The organism is Streptomyces sp. SID5785, from assembly GCF_009870065.1.
Taxonomy (GTDB): Bacteria; Actinomycetota; Actinomycetes; order Streptomycetales; family Streptomycetaceae; genus Streptomyces.
Genome location: NZ_WWIA01000529.1, coordinates 14,517 through 31,720, shown reverse-complemented (window position 1 = coordinate 31,720; position 17,204 = coordinate 14,517). Strand labels below are relative to the sequence as shown.

Annotated in this window: 13 protein-coding genes, 2 tRNA genes and 1 pseudogene; 5 read left to right on the top strand and 11 right to left on the bottom strand. The window is 69.7% G+C overall.

The window, feature by feature from the left end; genetic code table 11:
* Together GTW43_RS17325 and GTW43_RS17320 are read right to left on the bottom strand one after the other, a co-directional pair.
* A pseudogene (locus tag GTW43_RS17325) lies at positions 1 to 197 on the bottom strand (class E sortase); the annotation flags it as partial.
* A 41-nt stretch (positions 198 to 238) separates the two neighbouring features.
* Positions 239 to 1,042, bottom strand: coding sequence for a DUF881 domain-containing protein (locus GTW43_RS17320; RefSeq protein WP_161302926.1), 804 nt, complete (start codon positions 1,040 to 1,042; stop codon positions 239 to 241).
* Between the two features lie 153 nt (positions 1,043 to 1,195).
* Between GTW43_RS17320 and crgA the strand changes: the two genes are divergently transcribed.
* Complete coding sequence (gene crgA, locus GTW43_RS17315; protein WP_161302925.1) at positions 1,196 to 1,453, top strand: cell division protein CrgA; 258 nt, start codon at positions 1,196 to 1,198, stop codon at positions 1,451 to 1,453.
* 254 nt (positions 1,454 to 1,707) lie between these two features.
* On the opposite strand, the gene GTW43_RS17310 is transcribed toward crgA, so the two are convergent.
* Both GTW43_RS17310 and GTW43_RS17305 read right to left on the bottom strand, forming a co-directional pair.
* A complete protein-coding gene (locus tag GTW43_RS17310; RefSeq protein WP_202501552.1) occupies positions 1,708 to 2,586 on the bottom strand; it encodes a rhomboid family intramembrane serine protease in 879 nt (292 codons plus the stop codon).
* A gap of 224 nt (positions 2,587 to 2,810) precedes the next feature.
* Complete coding sequence (locus tag GTW43_RS17305; protein WP_161302923.1) at positions 2,811 to 3,338, bottom strand: peptidylprolyl isomerase; 528 nt, start codon at positions 3,336 to 3,338, stop codon at positions 2,811 to 2,813.
* A gap of 269 nt (positions 3,339 to 3,607) precedes the next feature.
* Between GTW43_RS17305 and GTW43_RS17300 the strand changes: the two genes are divergently transcribed.
* Positions 3,608 to 4,324, top strand: a complete 717-nt coding sequence (locus tag GTW43_RS17300; RefSeq protein ID WP_161302922.1) for a DUF5324 family protein — start codon at positions 3,608 to 3,610, stop codon at positions 4,322 to 4,324.
* A gap of 96 nt (positions 4,325 to 4,420) precedes the next feature.
* On the opposite strand, the gene GTW43_RS17295 is transcribed toward GTW43_RS17300, so the two are convergent.
* Positions 4,421 to 4,493 (bottom strand) — tRNA-Ala (locus tag GTW43_RS17295).
* Between the two features lie 183 nt (positions 4,494 to 4,676).
* On the opposite strand from GTW43_RS17295, the gene GTW43_RS17290 reads away from it, so the two are divergent.
* Together GTW43_RS17290 and GTW43_RS17285 are read left to right on the top strand one after the other, a co-directional pair.
* Entirely contained in the window at positions 4,677 to 5,225 is a 549-nt protein-coding gene (locus GTW43_RS17290) for a helix-turn-helix transcriptional regulator (protein WP_161302921.1), read from the top strand.
* A gap of 472 nt (positions 5,226 to 5,697) precedes the next feature.
* Positions 5,698 to 7,569: a serine/threonine-protein kinase gene (locus tag GTW43_RS17285; RefSeq protein ID WP_161302920.1), complete on the top strand. Its 1,872-nt coding sequence runs from the start codon at positions 5,698 to 5,700 to the stop codon at positions 7,567 to 7,569.
* Between the two features lie 166 nt (positions 7,570 to 7,735).
* Here GTW43_RS17285 and GTW43_RS38500 read toward each other — a convergent pair whose 3' ends face one another.
* Entirely contained in the window at positions 7,736 to 9,364 is a 1,629-nt protein-coding gene (locus tag GTW43_RS38500) for a hypothetical protein (RefSeq protein WP_161302919.1), read from the bottom strand.
* A gap of 358 nt (positions 9,365 to 9,722) precedes the next feature.
* Positions 9,723 to 9,851, bottom strand: a complete 129-nt coding sequence (locus tag GTW43_RS38085) for a DLW-39 family protein (RefSeq protein WP_003999697.1) — start codon at positions 9,849 to 9,851, stop codon at positions 9,723 to 9,725.
* A 335-nt stretch (positions 9,852 to 10,186) separates the two neighbouring features.
* On the opposite strand from GTW43_RS38085, the gene GTW43_RS17270 reads away from it, so the two are divergent.
* Positions 10,187 to 10,525 carry a DUF6344 domain-containing protein gene (locus tag GTW43_RS17270; RefSeq protein WP_161302917.1) on the top strand — a complete coding sequence of 113 codons (339 nt, stop codon included), beginning with the start codon at positions 10,187 to 10,189 and terminating at the stop codon, positions 10,523 to 10,525.
* A gap of 811 nt (positions 10,526 to 11,336) precedes the next feature.
* Here GTW43_RS17270 and GTW43_RS17265 read toward each other — a convergent pair.
* The 4 genes from GTW43_RS17265 to gyrB all read right to left on the bottom strand — a co-directional run bounded on the left by GTW43_RS17265 (position 11,337) and on the right by gyrB (position 16,992).
* Positions 11,337 to 11,410: transfer RNA gene (locus GTW43_RS17265), tRNA-Ile, on the bottom strand.
* 131 nt (positions 11,411 to 11,541) lie between these two features.
* Positions 11,542 to 12,234, bottom strand: coding sequence for a DUF3566 domain-containing protein (locus GTW43_RS17260; RefSeq protein ID WP_161302916.1), 693 nt, complete (start codon positions 12,232 to 12,234; stop codon positions 11,542 to 11,544).
* Positions 12,235 to 12,252: 18 nt separating this feature from the next.
* On the bottom strand, positions 12,253 to 14,871 hold the full coding sequence (gyrA, locus tag GTW43_RS17255) for a DNA gyrase subunit A (RefSeq protein ID WP_161302915.1): 2,619 nt from the start codon (positions 14,869 to 14,871) through the stop codon (positions 12,253 to 12,255).
* A gap of 42 nt (positions 14,872 to 14,913) precedes the next feature.
* Complete coding sequence (gene gyrB / locus GTW43_RS17250) at positions 14,914 to 16,992, bottom strand: DNA topoisomerase (ATP-hydrolyzing) subunit B (RefSeq protein ID WP_161302914.1); 2,079 nt, start codon at positions 16,990 to 16,992, stop codon at positions 14,914 to 14,916.
* Positions 16,993 to 17,204: the final 212 nt, after the last annotated feature.

The window sequence follows — 17,204 nt, the reverse complement described above, 5'->3', positions numbered from 1 at the left end:
GACGTGCCGGGGGCGGGGGACGCACCGGCGACCGGTCTCTTCGCCCACTGGTCCTGGAGGTCGTCGATCTGGTGATCCATCGCGCGATCGGCCTTCACACCGGTCCAGAACAGGACGTACGCGACGAAGAGCACGATCACGGCACCGACGGTGATGCACAGCTCGCTGAACGTCCGGACGACGACTCGCACCGACACCCCCCGGTGTCTTGGCTGTTCGGCTCCTGCGCGCCGCCCGGCTACTGCACGGGCTGCGCGTAGTGGAGATCCACTGTGCCCGAGTAGCCGGGAAGAGTCACCGTCCCGTCCTCCTCGACTTTCCAGCCGAGGCCGTACGCGTTGACGTAGAGCATGTAGTTCTGGATCTGCGGGGAGGCCGCGACGGCCTGCTGGAGCTTCTCCGGGTCACCGACGGCGGTGATCTTGTAGGGGGGCGAGTAGACGCGGCCCTGGAGGATCAGGGTGTTGCCGACGCAGCGCACGGCGGACGTGGAGATCAGCCGCTGGTCCATGACCTTGATGCCCTTGGCGCCGCCCTTCCACAGGGCGTTCACCACGGCCTGGAGGTCCTGCTGGTGGATGACGAGGTCGTTGGGCTGCGGCTCGGGGTAGCCGGGGAGCTTGGCGGTCGCGTTCGGCGGGGCGTCGTCGAGGGTGACCGAGACCGCCTCGCCCTTCACCTTCATGGTGCCGGACTCCTTCTCGAGGGCGTCCAGCTTCCTGTCCTCGGCCGCGGTTGAACCGTCGTCGCGCTCCACAAGCCGCTCGACGTCGTCGCGGACCGCGCTGTTGCCCTCGCCCAGTTCCTTGTTCTTGCGGCTGCGCTCCTGAATGAGATCGGAGAGCTTCAGAAGGGACGCATCCGTGCGGATATTGGTGCCCTTGGCCGTATTGAAACTGGTGAAGAAAATGAGCCCGGCAAGGGCGAAAACACCCACTGTGAGCAGGCGTACCGGCCGGAAACGGGCGCGCGGGGAGCCGGAGCCGGCACCCGTCTCGGGGTCGGAACCGGGATCACTACGGGGGTCGGCAGAATTGCTCAACGTACCCTTATCTCCTTCGACGCCGCGGAAGGACTACGCTAACGGACGCCCGGGGGAGCACTCAGATTCCGTTGACGTTCCGCTTGTACGCTGCTCCGGAGCCCGTCCACGTTCCCTGCGCGGCCACGCAGCGCATCGACAGGAGAGACCCTCGTGCCGAAGTCACGTATCCGCAAGAAGGCCGACTACACGCCGCCGCCCGCATCGAAGCAGGCGACGAACGTCAAGCTGACCAATCGCAGCTGGGTGGCCCCGGTCATGCTGGCGATGTTCCTCATCGGCCTCGCCTGGATCGTGGTCTTCTACGTGAGCGACACCTCGCTGCCGATCGAGGCCTTCGGCAACTGGAACATCGTGGTCGGCTTCGGCTTCATCGCCGCCGGCTTCGCCGTCTCCACCCAATGGAAGTAGAGGCTTCGGCCCAAGCCTTCCACTGAGTTATCCACAGGTTTTCCACATGGGGAAAAGGTCAGACGATCTGTGGATAACCAGTCCGGGATTGACGCCGGTGTGACTGGCGAGGTTACGCTCGACCATCTGTTCGCCCCTTGCCCTTCCTGGGAAAACCCAGGTCAGCGGCAGGGGGCGTCGATGTTCCGCACGACATGCACAAGATCCGGCACGCGCTGTGGACAACGGCGGTCACCATCGGTGGGCGACCGGGCTCAAGTGAGCTGCGCCGTCCGGGCCACCACGGTCACGGCGACGGCGAGCAGCACCAGCGCACAGCTGCCGTACTGCACCAGCGCCCGGCGCTCGCGCGGCGCGTGGATCATCCCGAACCCGACCGCGAGCCCGCCCACCAGCCCGCCGATGTGCGCCTGCCAGGCGATGTTGAACGCCGGGTTGAACGTGAAGATCAGGTTGATCACCAGCAGGGCGATGACCGGCCGCAGATCGTAGTTGCGCCGGCGCATGAGCACCGCCAGCGCGCCGAACAGGCCGAAGATCGCCCCGGACGCCCCCAGCGACGGCTGGTTCTGCGCGGCCAGGAGATAGCTGAGGGCGCTGCCCGCCAGCCCGGAGACGACGTAGAGCGCGAGATACCTGGCCCGGCCGAGCGCCTCCTCGAGCGGACCGCCGACGAACCACAGGCTGAGCATGTTGAACGCGATGTGGACATAACCCCCGTGCAGGAACATCGCCGTCAGCAGCCGGTACCACTGCCCCTCCGCGACGCCCTGGAGCGTACTGAAGCCGGGCACCCAGGCCAGCCCGAGCATCTGGAAGCGGTCGGTGAAACGGTCCCCGAACTGGCCGGACAGCTGCACGACGAACACCACGAGGCAGATCGCGATGAGCGCCTTCGTGACCAGATGCGGGTCCGCGGCGACCGTGCCCCCGGCCAGCGTGCGCGGCTGCGTCGCGCCGGCCCGGTGCCCGGTCCCCGAACCGGTGCGCACACACTCCGGGCACTGGAACCCGACCGAGGCGCTGACCATGCACTCCGGACAGATCGGCCGCTCGCACCGCGCGCAGCGGATGCCCGTGGGCCGGTCCGGGTGGCGGTAGCAGCCGGGCAGATCGTCCGGGTTCTGGTCCATCGGTCCGTCCCCTCGCGTGTACGTCGGCGCCGCGCGGACACGCACCGCCCTGCCCATCCTTACGGACGAGCAGGACGAAAAGGTTCCCTCACGACCTACCCGACCTAACGGCCCAACAGGTCGATGAGTCGCGAACCAGGTCGCTCACCAGGCCACCCACCGGGTCACCCACCGCGGCACCGACCGAGTCGCCCACCGGTCCACCGGTCTAACGGTCCACCGGTCTAACGGGACTCGATCACCACGGACTCGATCACCACGTCCTGGAGCGGGCGATCGGTGCGGGGGTTGGTCTGCAGCGTGGCGATCGTGTCCACGACCTTCTGGCTGGCCTCGTCGACGACCTCACCGAAGATCGTGTGCTTGCGGGTGAGCCAGGCGGTCGGCGAGACGGTGATGAAGAACTGCGAGCCGTTCGTCCCCGGGCCCGCGTTGGCCATCGCGAGCAGATACGGCTTGGTGAAGGCCAGGTCGGGGTGGAACTCGTCGTCGAACTGGTACCCCGGGCCCCCCGTCCCGTTCCCCAGCGGATCGCCGCCCTGAATCATGAAGCCGCTGATCACACGGTGAAAGATCGTGCCGTCGTAGAGAGGGTCCGAGGAGGTCTCGCCCGTCTCCGGATTCGTCCACGAGCGCTCGCCCTTCGCGAGCTCCACGAAGTTCTTCACCGTCTTCGGTGCATGGTTCGGCAGCAGCCGGACCTCGATGTCGCCCTGGTTGGTCCTGAGGGTGGCATAAAGCTGCTCGGCCACGGTCTGCCTTCCGTTGAATCTGGTGCCTGCGCCGATCCTCGCACGGCACAGGCGGCGCGGCGCCCGGGCGACCTGTCAGGGTTGTGCGGGGGTTCTCGGCGGAAAAGCATCCCGCCGTCCCCGACCGGGCGCCGTCCCTCCCGATCCGTGGCATCGTCGTCCGCAGGCCCCTTTCCGCGTCCGGCCACCTCTTTGCTGCGTCCGGCAGGCATGATCCGAAAAAGGGTGGAAAGGTGAAAAACCTGTACGCCACCGAGGAGGAGGATCACGTGACCCGCATCGACAGCGTGCGCGCCGCGACCGGCTCGGCGAAGGACAGCGTCCTGCACGCCGCGGAAGTGGTGGCGCCCTACGCCGAGACGGCCAGGGACCGGGCCGCACAGTACTCGCACGACGCCCGCGTCGCGCTCGCCCCGCACCTCTCGCAGGCTGCCCGGCAGGCGCGCGTCCAGTACGACGCCCGTCTCGCCCCGCGCCTGGAGCAGGCACGCTCCCATGTGCCGCCGAAGGTCGACCTGGCCGCCCAGGACGCCGCCGCCCGCACCCGCCGCGCCGCCCACCAGGCCGCCGCCTATTCGAAGCCCCGTTTCGAGCAGGCCGTCGCCGCCGCCCAGCCGGTCCGCGAGGAGGCGGGCGCCCGCAGCGCCGCCGCCCTCGCCGCCCTGCGCGGTCAGGTGTCGGCCGACGAGATCCGCGCGCTGGCCCGCAAGAACGAGCGGCGCTGCCGCGGACGCAGGGCCGTCAAGGGCCTCGTCATCGTCGGCCTCCTGGCGGGTGGCGCCTTCGCCGCGTGGAAGTGGTGGGACAAGCAGGCCAACCCGGACTGGCTGGTCGAGCCGCCCGCTGCCACCGAGATCCCCGACAGCGCTCCCCTCTCGTCGGTCGACGGGAGCCCTCGCGAGCACCTCGACCCCGACGTCCAGGCCAAGCAGGCCGAGGCCGAGGCGGAGGTCGAAGCCGAGGACGGCCCGGACGACGCCCGCTGAGGCACCCCGCCGAGGCGCCGGCCCGGTCCGGCGCCCGCCGCACGCAAACACCCCCTCTCACCGCGCTCACGCGCAGGTGGGAGGGGGTGTGTGGTGTGGAGCCTAGGGGAGTCGAACCCCTGACATCTGCCATGCAAAGACAGCGCTCTACCAACTGAGCTAAGGCCCCGAAAGCAATGCGTCGCACCGGAAGACTCACGCTCCGGGCGGGCATCGCTGACCAGAGTACCGGGTCACCCCCCGGATACCGCAAAAGGATTGGGGGTCCCGGCAGGCAACCACTCTCCGTAAGATGCCCCACGTGCTTCGCGGCAGCGAAGCACCGTACTTGGGGAAGCGATGGGGAGACGCAATGGACGCCGCACAGCAGGAAGCTACCGCAAGAGCACGGGAGCTCCAGCGCAACTGGTACGGAGAGCCGCTGGGGGCGCTCTTCCGCCGGCTGATAGAAGACCTCGGCCTGAACCAGGCCCGCCTCGCGGGTGTGCTCGGACTGTCCGCCCCCATGCTCTCCCAGCTGATGAGCGGTCAGCGCGCCAAGATCGGTAACCCCGCTGTGGTCCAGCGGGTCCAGCTGCTCCAGGACCTGGCGGGGCAGGTCGCCGACGGCAGCGCGAGCGCGGTCGAGGCCACCGAGCGCATGGAAGAGATCAAGAAGTCCCAGGGGGGTTCGGTGCTCACCAACACCGGTCAGTCCACGTCCAGTTCGGGTGCGCCCACGGTCAAGCGCGTCGTGCGCGAGATCCAGTCGCTGCTGCGCTCCGTCTCCGCCGCCGGCGACATCATCGACGCCGCGGACACCCTCGCCCCCACCCACCCGGAGCTGGCAGAGTTCCTCCGGGTGTACGGCGCCGGGCGCACCGCCGACGCGGTCGCCCACTACCAGTCGCACCAGAACTGACGGCCCGGCCGACAGCGCCCCCGGCCCGCGGACGGCACCGACCCGGCGCGCGCCCCGGACCGTCCCGACCAGCCCGGACCGTCCCGACCCGCACCGTCCCGACCGCCACTGTCCCGACGCGCATCGTCCCGACCGACACCGTCCTGACCGACGGGCCCGGACCGTCCCGGCCGCCACTGTCCCGACCGACACAAGCTGGACCAGCGGTCGGGTGAACGGGGCAGGGACCGGGCAGGGGGACCCCTGGACCAGCCGGGAGGGCTGGAGCTGTCGGGACACGGCTGGAGCTGTGGGGACGGCTGGAGCTGTGGGGACACGGCTGGAGCTGTCGGCATAGCCAGACAACTCGGCACTGCCGGGGAGGCCGGGGAGATCGGCTGGAGTGCAGACCGGAAGGCAGGTCGGGGGACCTGACGTGACGTCCGGAGGGCCCGTGCAGGGCACGGCCCCGGGAGGGGAGCGACGCACGACCATGGGTGAGGTCTTCGCCGGCCGGTACGAACTGGCCGACCCGATCGGCCGCGGGGGAGTGGGCGCCGTCTGGCGTGCCTGGGACCACCGGCGCCGGCGCTACGTCGCGGCCAAGGTCCTGCAGCAGAGCGACGCGCACACCCTGCTGCGCTTCGTGCGCGAACAGGCGCTGCGCATCGACCATCCGCACGTCCTGGCGCCCGCGAGCTGGGCGGCGGACGACGACAAGGTCCTGTTCACCATGGATCTCGTCGCGGGCGGCTCGCTGGTCCACCTCGTCGCCGACTACGGTCCGCTGCCCCCGCAGTTCGTCTGCGTGCTCCTCGACCAACTCCTGTCCGGCGTCACCGCGGTGCACGCCGAGGGCGTCGTCCACCGCGACATCAAGCCCGCGAACGTGCTCCTGGAGGCCAGCGGCACCGGCCTTCCGCATCTGCGCCTGTCGGACTTCGGCATAGCGATGCGCAAGGGCGAGCCGCGGCTGACCGAGGCCGACTACGTGGTCGGAACGCCCGGCTGGTTCGCCCCCGAACAGGCCCTGGGTGCCGAGCCGGACTTCCCCGCCGACCTCTTCGCCGTGGGTCTCGTCGCCCTCTATCTCCTCGAAGGAGCCAAGCCCGACGCCCAGGCCCTGATCGAGCACTTCGCCGAGCACGGCACCCCGGGCGCTCCGCGCGGGGTGCCCGGCCCGCTGTGGGGCGTCCTCGCAGCACTCCTTCAGCCCGATCCCGAGGCGCGCTTCCGCACGGCGACGGGGGCGCGCAAGGCCCTGCTCTCGGCCGCCGAGCTGCTGCCCGAGCCGGGCCCCGACGACGAACTGATCGAGGTCTTCGACCAACTCGGGCCGCTCCCCTCGGGGTTCAGCCCCGAGGGCCCAGCCGTGCGGGGGCGCCGGGCCCGGCCCCTGAACGCCGCCGCGGGCTCGGTGCCGCCCCGGCCGACCGACGACCTGCCAGGTCCTCGCCCCTCCGTGTCGGCCGGCGCCCCCGAACGGGCCCCGCTCACCCCGTCGTCGGGTACGGACAGCAGTGCTGGGATCTCGGACGCCGAGGCACCCGCCACGCCGTCGAAGCCCTCCTGTCCCCCGGTCGTCGGGGATGTCGCGCCGGAACTGCCGCCTGTACCGGAGCACAGCCCGGAGCCCGGCGACTCCCGGATGTCGGAGACGGGCAGCTTCCCACTGCCGCCGCCTGTACCGCTCGATGAACCACTCCCACCACCGCCCCCGGTCCCGCCGATGCCGGTCCGTTCCCCGACCGTCGGAACGCCTACCCGAGACCTGGCCCAGCCCCACGCGCCAGAGACTCCCGGACCAGCGGCTCCCCGGCCAGCAGTTCCTGGACCGGCGACTCCCGGACCAGCGGCTCCCGGACGGACGGCTCCCGGCTCGTCCGGTGAGCGGCACGCTCAGGCGGCCGCCGAGCCGGTCGTTGAGCCTGCCGCCGAAGCGAACGGCGGTTCGGCGGGCGGGCCTTCTCTGGGCCCGTTCGGCGAGCCGCCTGTCGGACCGTCCGCCGAGCAGGGCCTGCCACCGCATCCCCAACCGCTCGTCCCACCGGGAGCTCATCCCTCCGTCGAACCCCCTGCGCCACACTCCGAGCCCGTCCATGACCGCTCCTCTCGCTCGGCCCCCGCGGCGACCGGGCTGGTCCCGGACGAAGAAGGCCGTCACTCTCTGTACACCGCTCGCGTCCGAGAGGTTCCACAGTCAGAGGTTCAGTCAGAGAACATGTCGCGCCGTGAGAGGACATCGCGGCGGCGGAACGGCCACGGACCTCGCAGGCCCGGCCCGCCCGCGGCCGTCGCCGTCCCCGTACTCCTCGTCGCGGCGCTGTGCTTCGCCGTAGGGATCTGGGCGCTGACTCAGGCGTGACCGCCGCATCCCGAGCGCGACCAGCGCTGCGTAAGGCCTCCGGGCCAACCCGGGAGCGGTATCGGTATCGGCGCATCCCCGGATCGGTGCGGGCTCGACACGGTGCAGCACGGGCTCACCGGGGCCGCGCCCGCTCAGCCCGCCCCTGCCCCCACCCCTGCTGCCGCTATCCCTGCCCCTGCCCCTGGACGGGGGCGTGCCCTCGGTCTCGAGCTGCCTCCCGCTCCGGCCCCGTCCCGGTCACCGGCACCGGCCCCGGCCGCGCCCCGCGACCCGGCCCATGGCCGCTTCCGCGGCCCGACACCGGCTCCCGCTTCCGGAGCCTGCGGAACCTCCGGACCGCGACGACCCGCCACAGCATCATCCAGACGACCAGCACGGATCCCGTCACCAGACCGGCGACCCCGAACACCCTCATCGCCGTACTGCGCCCCGCCGCCCCGGCCGAGCCATCACCCCCCGGCCCGCTCCCGCTCCCGGCTGCGGCCCCGGCGGCAGCCGTCGTGGGGGCGTCGGTCGCGGAGTCCGACCGTTCGGGCTCCGCCGTCGCGCCCCGGTAGGCATCCCATTCGGCCCCGCCGTCCCCGCGCCGCGCCGCCGCCCGGTCCTCGGCGGTGACCTGGAACTCCCCCGGATCACGTACGTAGTCGGGCGTCTGCCCCGCTTGCCCGGTCTGCCCCTCGACACCCACGCGGAGCGTCACGTCAGCCGCCCCGCCCCCGAACTTCGATGCCATGGCCGGGTCGAGCGTGACCTCGAGGTAGTACCAACCCGCGAGTCGCATGGCCGCCTGGTCGTCGCTCGCCAGCCGCCGGTTCTCGTACGCGACGGGTGGCAGCGGGTCGAAGACGGCCGACACCGGTTCACCCGCGTACGTCGCCTGCCGCGCAGCGACCGGCGCCCGGGCCGGATTGAAGAGCTCCACATGCAGCGCGTCGGCCACGACAGCCTTGCCCGGCGAGCCACCCGCCGCACCCGGCGAACTCCGTGCCCCCTTCGGAGCGGACGGACCCGACGGACCCGACGGACCGTCCAGCTCCGCCGTGGCCGAGAGACGCTGCCCCCAGTCCACGGGCACCCGGAAGAAGTGGCTCTCCCCGGGGGCGATCCGGTCCGTCCACACGCCTTCGGTCAGCGCCCTCGCATCGTTGAACCCGGTCCCGCCGGGACGGCTGCGGCCCTCGCCCGTCGGCGGCCGCACCTCCGCGGACGGCCACGCCGTCGGTCCCTTGCCGGTGCCGGGCGTCACGAGCCCCGGCTCGGTGGAGACGCCCAGTTCGAGCCCCCACGCACCCCGCGCCGAGGCCTCGCCGGCATCCCCCTTCCGCCGCACGACGACGTAGTACGTGCCGGCCTCCTGACAGCGCGGCGCGCCCGGCCGTACCGACCGACCGGCGACAGCGGCGATCGGCCGCGGATACTCGCCCGACCGGAACCCGGCGCTCGCCACGTCACAGCTGTCTCCCCTGCTGTCCTGCAGGGATACGGTGATGCCGTCCCCGGCCGCCCCTTTCACCGCCGAGCCGAGCGGAGGAACGGCGACGACCGAGGCGTAGGCATCCGCTGCTCCGTCCAGCGCGACGCGGTAGTAGGCGACGGCGTCCGCTCCCGCGCCGAGGGTGCTGCGATACGTCTCACCGACCGTCAGGCGCTCGGCGCCGGACCGATGCGCGGCCGCGCCGATCTTTCCGGCGTCCTGGGCGTACGCATACGGATCGTCCCCCCGGGAAGCCGCGGCCCCCGTGCCCGGCAGCATCAACACGGTGCAGGCGGCTCCGGCCCCGAGTACGAACACCGTCGCCGTAGTCCACCGGCGCTCCCGGGCACCACGATTCCGCTCCAGCCGATCCCGCTCCGGCCGACTCCGCTCCGGCCGATCCAGCCAAGGCCGATCCCGCCACGGCCGTCCCGAACGCCCCCACCGCCTCATGCGTCCCCTCATGGGGGGTCATCCTGCCGTTCCCGCCCGCGCACTGTCCGCCCAGCGGAGCAATCCCGCCACACGCCGGAGCCTTTGCTGACGCAAGGAGAGGCGTCGCATCCGTGAATACCGTCGCCGGTCCCGGTCCGCAACACGAGCGAGGTCCCTACGGGCAACACGAAGCCCCGGTCGCTCGAGCGACCGGGGCCTGTGAGGAGTCTGCTGTCGAAACTCACGAACCCGTGGGCACGGAGTCAGTCGCCTCCGTCCACAGATCCTGCTCGGCGCGATCCGCCTGGATCTGGCGGTACACGAGGAGCCCGCCGATGGCGGCCAGTGCGACCAGGAGAAGCTTCTTCACCGCGCGACCTCGTCTTTCCTTGACGTAGGGGACCTCTGGCGCCCGACTATACACACCGGCCGATACCGATCGGTGACCTGGATGAGGATCAACTCCCGCCCTGGTCACAGCAGTAGATCCGGACCCTGCGCGTCCACGGATCGCCCACCGTTCGACCACCGATCAGCACAGGGCGGGAAAAACGCCTCATTCTGGGCTTTATCGGGGCTCTTGCGGCCATCCGAGTGGTGTTCATCTGAAGATCGACGCGCCACGGGCGTCGCTCCCGCACTCAAAGGGCTGCGTACACATCATTGGGAAAGTACGCAAATCGCCCAACCCGAAAGTGAGGGGCCATGACCAAGCACAAGGTCATGACGTTGTGGACCATCGTCATCTCAGCCTTCATCGCGCTCTTCTCGGCGCTCGGACTCGTCGCCCCGGCCGCCGCGGCCACTCCCGTCCAGCAGTCGGAGGAGGCGCAGGCGCCGGCCGCACAGGCCGAGCCTGCTCCCGCCCCTGCGGCCGCCCCCTACTGGGCCTTCAAACGGTCCCTGCCGCCGACCATGAAGCAGCGCATCCGTGCCGAGGCCCACGGTTCCTCCCCCAGCTGCCGCCACCGCCCGCCGGCCGACATCGATCAGCGCGACGCAGAAGCGGAACTGACAACACCGGAGCTGACACCAGCGCCGTGACGGAACCCCTCGCAGGGACCGAGCACCTCCAGGAACTGCACCCCGCCCGCGCGGAACGGCGGACACGGAGCAGGACCAGCACGAGAACCAGCACGAGAACCAGCAGTGACTGCACCACCTGTGGTGACAGAACGGCGCGCGCATCAAGAGTGAGACGCGCAGCACGAGCACGAGAGCACGACCACGAGAGCACGAGCAGTCCCCGTAGCCAGACAGACCGATAGCCCAGTTGGCCCGGTAGCCCGGTGAGACGCGCCAAGTGCCCGACGGCACGAGACGCGACGTACCGAAGCAGGGCGAGCGGCCGGCACTGCCTGATCCTGGCGACGCGCGGTACCCGCATGACCAGCAGAACCTGACAGCTCAGAAGTACCTGACAGCCCAGAAGGACCAGTAGGACCACCGCAACCGTCCCCCTACCTGCGTCACGACCGACGACAGCAGGCCGGCCGGACAGCACACGAAGCCGTAGGACGCCACGGCCTCACAGCAGAAACGAAGCCGCCCCAGAGCGGCTGACTCGGCGTTCCCCAGACCGGCACAGCGTCCGGCGCACCACCACGGACGACCGCACCACGACAACCGCAGAGCACCACCCGCACAGACGAGGCCCCAGCCATCCCACCCGGCTGAGAGGGCCCTTTCGCCATGCCCGGCACCCGGCCTCAGCCGCGTCACCGGCACCCACCGGCACCCACACCAGGGCATCCGGCACCAGAGCATCCGGCAGCGGCACGGAACTGCTCGGCACCGCGCCCCACCCCGCACAGCAAAAGACCCCCAAGCGTTTCCGCTTGAGGGTCCTCGTATGTGGGGCTAACAGGATTTGAACCTGTGGCCTCATCCTTATCAGGGATGCGCTCTAACCAACTGAGCTATAGCCCCGCCGCGCTCTGCGGTGTGTGTCCCGCGCGCTGACTCCTGAAGATTAGCGCACAGGAGGGCCAGTCCCAAAATCGATAGTTCTGGCCCGCCCACCAGCGGCTACGCGGACGCGTGAGCCGCGTTCCCTCGCCCTACTCGTCCTCGGCGAGCGTGAGCTCGACACCGCCGACGAAGCCGGCGGAGAGGTTGTAGATGAACGCGCCGAGCGTCGCGAGGGCCGTCGCCAGGACGACGTCGATGACCGCGATGACGGTCGTGAACATCAGGACGCGCGGCAGCGACAGGAACGACTGCAGGTCGAAGCCGTTGGACTCGTTCGAGCCCGTCGCCTCGGAGATCGTCCCACCGACCGTGGAGAAGACGCCCATGGCGTCCATGACCATCCACAGCACCGCGGCCGCGATGATCGTGCAGATGCCCAGCGCGATGGACAGCAGGAAGCTGACCTTCATCACGGACCACGGGTCCGCCTTGGCGACACGGAGGCGCGCCTTACGCGTGCGTGGCGTCGTACGGGCACCGGTGCGCGGGCGGCGGACGCCGCCCTGCTGTGTGCCCTGCTGGGCGCCCTGCGGCGCGTTCTGGTACGCCTGCGGCGGGTGGTACGGCTGCGCCGGCTGCTGGGGCTGCTGGCGCTCCCCGGGCAGGGCACCGCCACCGGCCCCGTACTGCTGGGTCTGCGGACCTCGGGTGTCCGTCACAGTTCCCCCCTGGGATCCATGAGACTCGTGCGAGTCTTTCGAGTCATGAGCGGAGCCACGGCCGCCCTCGGTTTCCGTACCGGTGGATGTCCCGGTAGAGCCCGCGCCCGTGGCTCCGCTCACGATGACTCACTCCTCGCGCTACTCGGCCGAGGACTGCCCGCCCTCGTCCGTTCCGGAGGCCGTCTCGTCCGGGGTCGATTCGTCGCTCACGACATCGTCCGCGTCCTGCGGGATGTCGCCGTCGACTTCCTCGGCCTCGCGACCGGCCTCGGCATTACGAGCGATGCCGACGACGGCATCGCGCTTGCCCAGGTTGATCAGCTGGACGCCCATGGTGTCACGGCCCGTCTCCCTGACCTCGTTGACTCGCGTACGAATCACACCGCCGGACAGGGTGATGGCGAGGATCTCGTCGGTCTCCTCGACCACCAGGGCGCCCACGAGGGAACCACGGTCCTCGACGATCTTGGCGGCCTTGATACCCAGGCCGCCGCGACCCTGGACGCGGTACTCGTCGACATTCGTCCGCTTCGCGTACCCACCGTCGGTGGCGGTGAAGACGAACGTACCCGGCCTGACGACATTCATCGAGAGCAGTTCGTCGCCCTCGCGGAAACTCATGCCCTTCACGCCCGAGGTGGCGCGGCCCATCGGGCGCAGTGCGTCGTCCGTCGCGGTGAACCTGATGGACTGCGCCTTCTTGCTGATGAGCAGCAGGTCGTCCTCGGCCGAGACCAGCTCGGCGCCGATCAGCTCGTCGTCCGATCCGTCGGCGGCCTCGCGCAGGTTGATCGCGATGACGCCGCCCGAGCGCGGCGAGTCGTAGTCCTTCAGCGGCGTCTTCTTGACGAGGCCGGCCTTGGTGGCCAGGACCAGGTACGGCGTCGCGTCGTAGTCGCGGATCGCGAGGATCTCGGCGATCGCCTCGTCCGGCTGGAACGCCAGCAGGTTCGCCACGTGCTGGCCGCGTGCGTCGCGCCCGGCGTCGGGCAGCTCGTACGCCTTCGCGCGGTAGACGCGCCCCTTGTTGGTGAAGAAGAGCAGCCAGTGGTGCGTCGTGGACACGAAGAAGTGGTCGACGATGTCGTCTTCCTTGAGCTTCGTGCCGCGCACGCCCTTGCCGCCGCGCTTCTGGGAGCGGTAGTCGTCGGTCTTGGTGCGCTTGACGTAACCACCGCGCGTGATGGTGACGACGATGTCCTCTTCGGCGATCAGGTCCTCGATGGACATGTCGCCCTCGAAGGGCACCAGCTTGGTGCGGCGGTCGTCGCCGAACTTGTCGACGATCTGCTGCAGCTCCTCGCTGATGATCTGCCGCTGGCGCTCGGGCGAGGCGAGGATCGCGTTGTACTCGTTGATCTTCGCCTGGAGCTCGTCGTGCTCCTGGACGATCTTCTGGCGCTCCAGGGCGGCCAGGCGGCGCAGCTGCATCTCGAGGATCGCGTTGGCCTGGATCTCGTCGATCTCCAGGAGGCCCATGAGGCCCGCTCGCGCCACGTCCACGGTCTCGCTGCGCCGGATGAGGGCGATGACCTCGTCGATGGCGTCCAGGGCCTTCAGGAGGCCGCGCAGGATGTGGGCGCGCTCCTCGGCCTTGCGCAGCCGGAACTTCGTCCGGCGGACGATGACCTCGATCTGGTGCGTCACCCAGTGGCGGATGAACGCGTCCAGGGAGAGGGTGCGCGGCACGCCGTCGACGAGCGCCAGCATGTTGGCGCCGAAGTTCGTCTGCAGGTCGGTGTGCTTGTACAGGTTGTTCAGGACGACCTTGGCGACCGCGTCCCGCTTGAGGACGATGACGAGGCGCTGGCCCGTACGGGAGCTGGTCTCGTCGCGGACGTCCGCGATGCCGCCGACCTTGCCGTCCTTGACGAGGTCGGCGATCTTCTGGGCGAGGTTGTCCGGGTTGACCTGGTAGGGCAGCTCGGTGACCACCAGGCACTGGCGGTTCTGGATCTCCTCGACCGCGACGACCGCGCGCATCGTGATGGAGCCGCGACCGGTGCGGTACGCCTCCTCGATGCCCTTGCGGCCCACCACGAGGGCGCCGGTCGGGAAGTCCGGGCCCTTGATGCGCTCGATGAGGGCGTCCAGGAGCTCCTCGTGCGAGGCCTCCGGGTTCTCCAGGCACCACTGGGCACCGGCGGCGACCTCGCGCAGGTTGTGCGGCGGGATGTTGGTCGCCATGCCGACCGCGATGCCGGCGGAGCCGTTGATCAGCAGGTTCGGGAAGCGGGCCGGCAGGACGGTCGGCTCCTGGGAGCGGCCGTCGTAGTTGTCCGTGAAGTCGACGGTCTCCTCGTCGATGTCCCGGACCATCTCCATGGACAGCGGCGCCATCTTGCACTCGGTGTAGCGCATGGCGGCCGCCGGGTCGTTGCCCGGGGAGCCGAAGTTTCCGTTGGAGTCGACCAGCGGCATGCGCATCGACCACGGCTGGGCCAGCCGGACCAGGGCGTCGTAGATCGAGGAGTCGCCGTGCGGGTGGTAGTTGCCCATGACGTCGCCGACGACGCGGGCGCACTTGTAGAAGCCCTTCTCGGGCCGGTAGCCGCCGTCGTACATCGCGTACAGGACGCGCCGGTGCACGGGCTTGAGGCCGTCGCGCACGTCGGGCAGGGCGCGGGACACGATGACGGACATCGCGTAGTCGAGGTAGGAGCGCTGCATCTCCGTCTCGAGCCCGACAGGCTCGATCCGCATCGCGATCTCGCCCGCGCCCTCTTCAGGAGTGCTGGGGGTGTTCTCGTCGGCCATTGCTGGTGAAGATCCTTTCTGCGGCGGTCAGCTGAGACCGACTCAGATGTCGAGGAAGCGGACGTCCTTGGCGTTGCGCTGGATGAACGAGCGGCGTGCCTCGACGTCCTCACCCATGAGGACCGAGAACAGGTCGTCGGCCTGGGCGGCGTCGTCGAGCGTGACCTGGCCGAGGACGCGGTGCTCCTGGTCCATGGTCGTGATGCGCAGCTCCTCGGCGTTCATCTCGCCGAGACCCTTGAAGCGCTGGACCGAGTCGTCACGGATGCGCTTGCCGGCCTGCTTGCCGAGCTCGATCAGCGCGTCGCGCTCGCGGTCCGAGTACGCGTACTCGAAGTCGTCCCGGCCCCACTTGATCTTGTAGAGCGGCGGGCGCGACAGGAAGACGTGTCCGGCCTCGACGAGCGGGCGCATGAAGCGGAACAGGAAGGTCAGCAGCAGCGTGTTGATGTGCTGGCCGTCGACGTCGGCGTCCGCCATCAGGATGATCTTGTGATAGCGGAGCTTCTCGATGTCGAAGTCCTCGTGGACTCCGGTGCCGAAGGCCGAGATCAGCGCCTGGATCTCCTGGTTGTGCAGGATCTTGTCGATGCGCGCCTTCTCGACGTTCAGGATCTTGCCGCGGATCGGCAGGATGGCCTGGTACATCGGGTCGCGGCCGGACTTGGCCGAGCCACCGGCGGAGTCACCCTCGACGATGAAGATCTCGCACTTGGTGGGGTCGTTCGACTGGCAGTCCGAGAGCTTGCCCGGCAGGGACGCCGACTCGAGCAGGCCCTTGCGGCGCGTGAGGTCACGCGCCTTACGGGCCGCCACGCGCGCGGTGGCCGCCTGGATCGACTTGCGGATGATGTCCGCGGCCTCGTTCGGGTTCCGGTCGAGCCAGTCGTTCAGGTGCTCGTGGACGACCTTCTGGACGAACGTCTTCGCCTCGGTGTTGCCCAGCTTGGTCTTCGTCTGGCCCTCGAACTGCGGCTCGCCGAGCTTGACCGAGATGATCGCCGTCAGACCCTCGCGGATGTCGTCACCCGTGAGGTTGTCGTCCTTCTCGCGCAGCAGCTTCTTCTCGCGCGCGTACTTGTTGATCAGCGCGGTCAGCGCCGAGCGGAAGCCCTCTTCGTGGGTGCCGCCCTCGTGCGTGTGGATCGTGTTAGCGAAGGAGTAGACGCCCTCGCTGTAGCTCGTGTTCCACTGCATCGCGACCTCGACGGAGAGAAGCCTCTCCTTGTCCTCGGCCTCGATGTCGATCACGGAGGGGTGGACGACCTCGCCCTTGCGGGAGTTGAGGTACTTCACGAAGTCGACGATGCCGCCCTCGTAGTGGTACGTCACCGAGCGCGGCTCGAAGGCCGTGTCGTCGCCCGCCTCCTTGGCGTCCGCCCCGGCCGTGGCCTTCGCGGACTCGCGCTCGTCGGTGAGCTTGATCGTCAGGCCCTTGTTGAGGAAGGCCATCTCCTGGAAGCGCCGCGACAGCGTCTCGAAGGAGTACTCGGTGGTCTCGAAGATGTCGCCGTCGGCCCAGAACGTGACCGAGGTGCCGGTCTCGTCGGTGGCCTCGTGCTGCGCGAGAGGCGCCGTCGGGGCACCCATCTTGTAGTCCTGCGTCCACCGGTGGCCGTCGGTCCTGATCTCGACCGAGACCTTCGTCGACAGGGCGTTGACGACGGAGACGCCGACGCCGTGCAGACCACCGGAGACGGCGTACCCGCCGCCGCCGAACTTGCCGCCCGCGTGCAGCACGGTCAGGACGACCTCGACGGCCGGCTTCCCCTCGGAGGGGATGATGCCGACCGGGATGCCGCGGCCGTTGTCGACCACGCGGACGCCGCCGTCGGGCAGGATCGTCACGTCGATCGTGTCGGCGTGGCCGGCCAGCGCCTCGTCGACGGAGTTGTCCACGACCTCCTGCACCATGTGATGCAGGCCACGCTCACCGGTCGAGCCGATGTACATGCCAGGTCGCTTGCGGACCGCGTCCAGCCCTTCGAGGACGGTGATCGCGCTCGCGTCGTAGGAGGCGTCTGTCGCTCCTACGTTCGCGTGCGCGTCAGCGTCGGTGGTCGGGATGTTCTCGTTGGGGTTGCCGGAATCGGCCACGAAGCGCCCTTTCTGGCACAGCACAGGCCAAGCTGCCGGTCGGTGGCCGGAGCGGCTGCGGCGTGTTTGTTCGGTAAGCCCTGTCAGCGTTGCTCGGTGCGTCCCACAAGTGGGGCGGGATTCCTCTCCAGTGTACCGGTAGCACTGACAGTGATGGGGGTTTGCCGGTACCTGAGTCCGCATGTGCCGCCCTCAACCGCACTCGGCCGACTCCCCCTATGGGGAGCAGGGCTCCA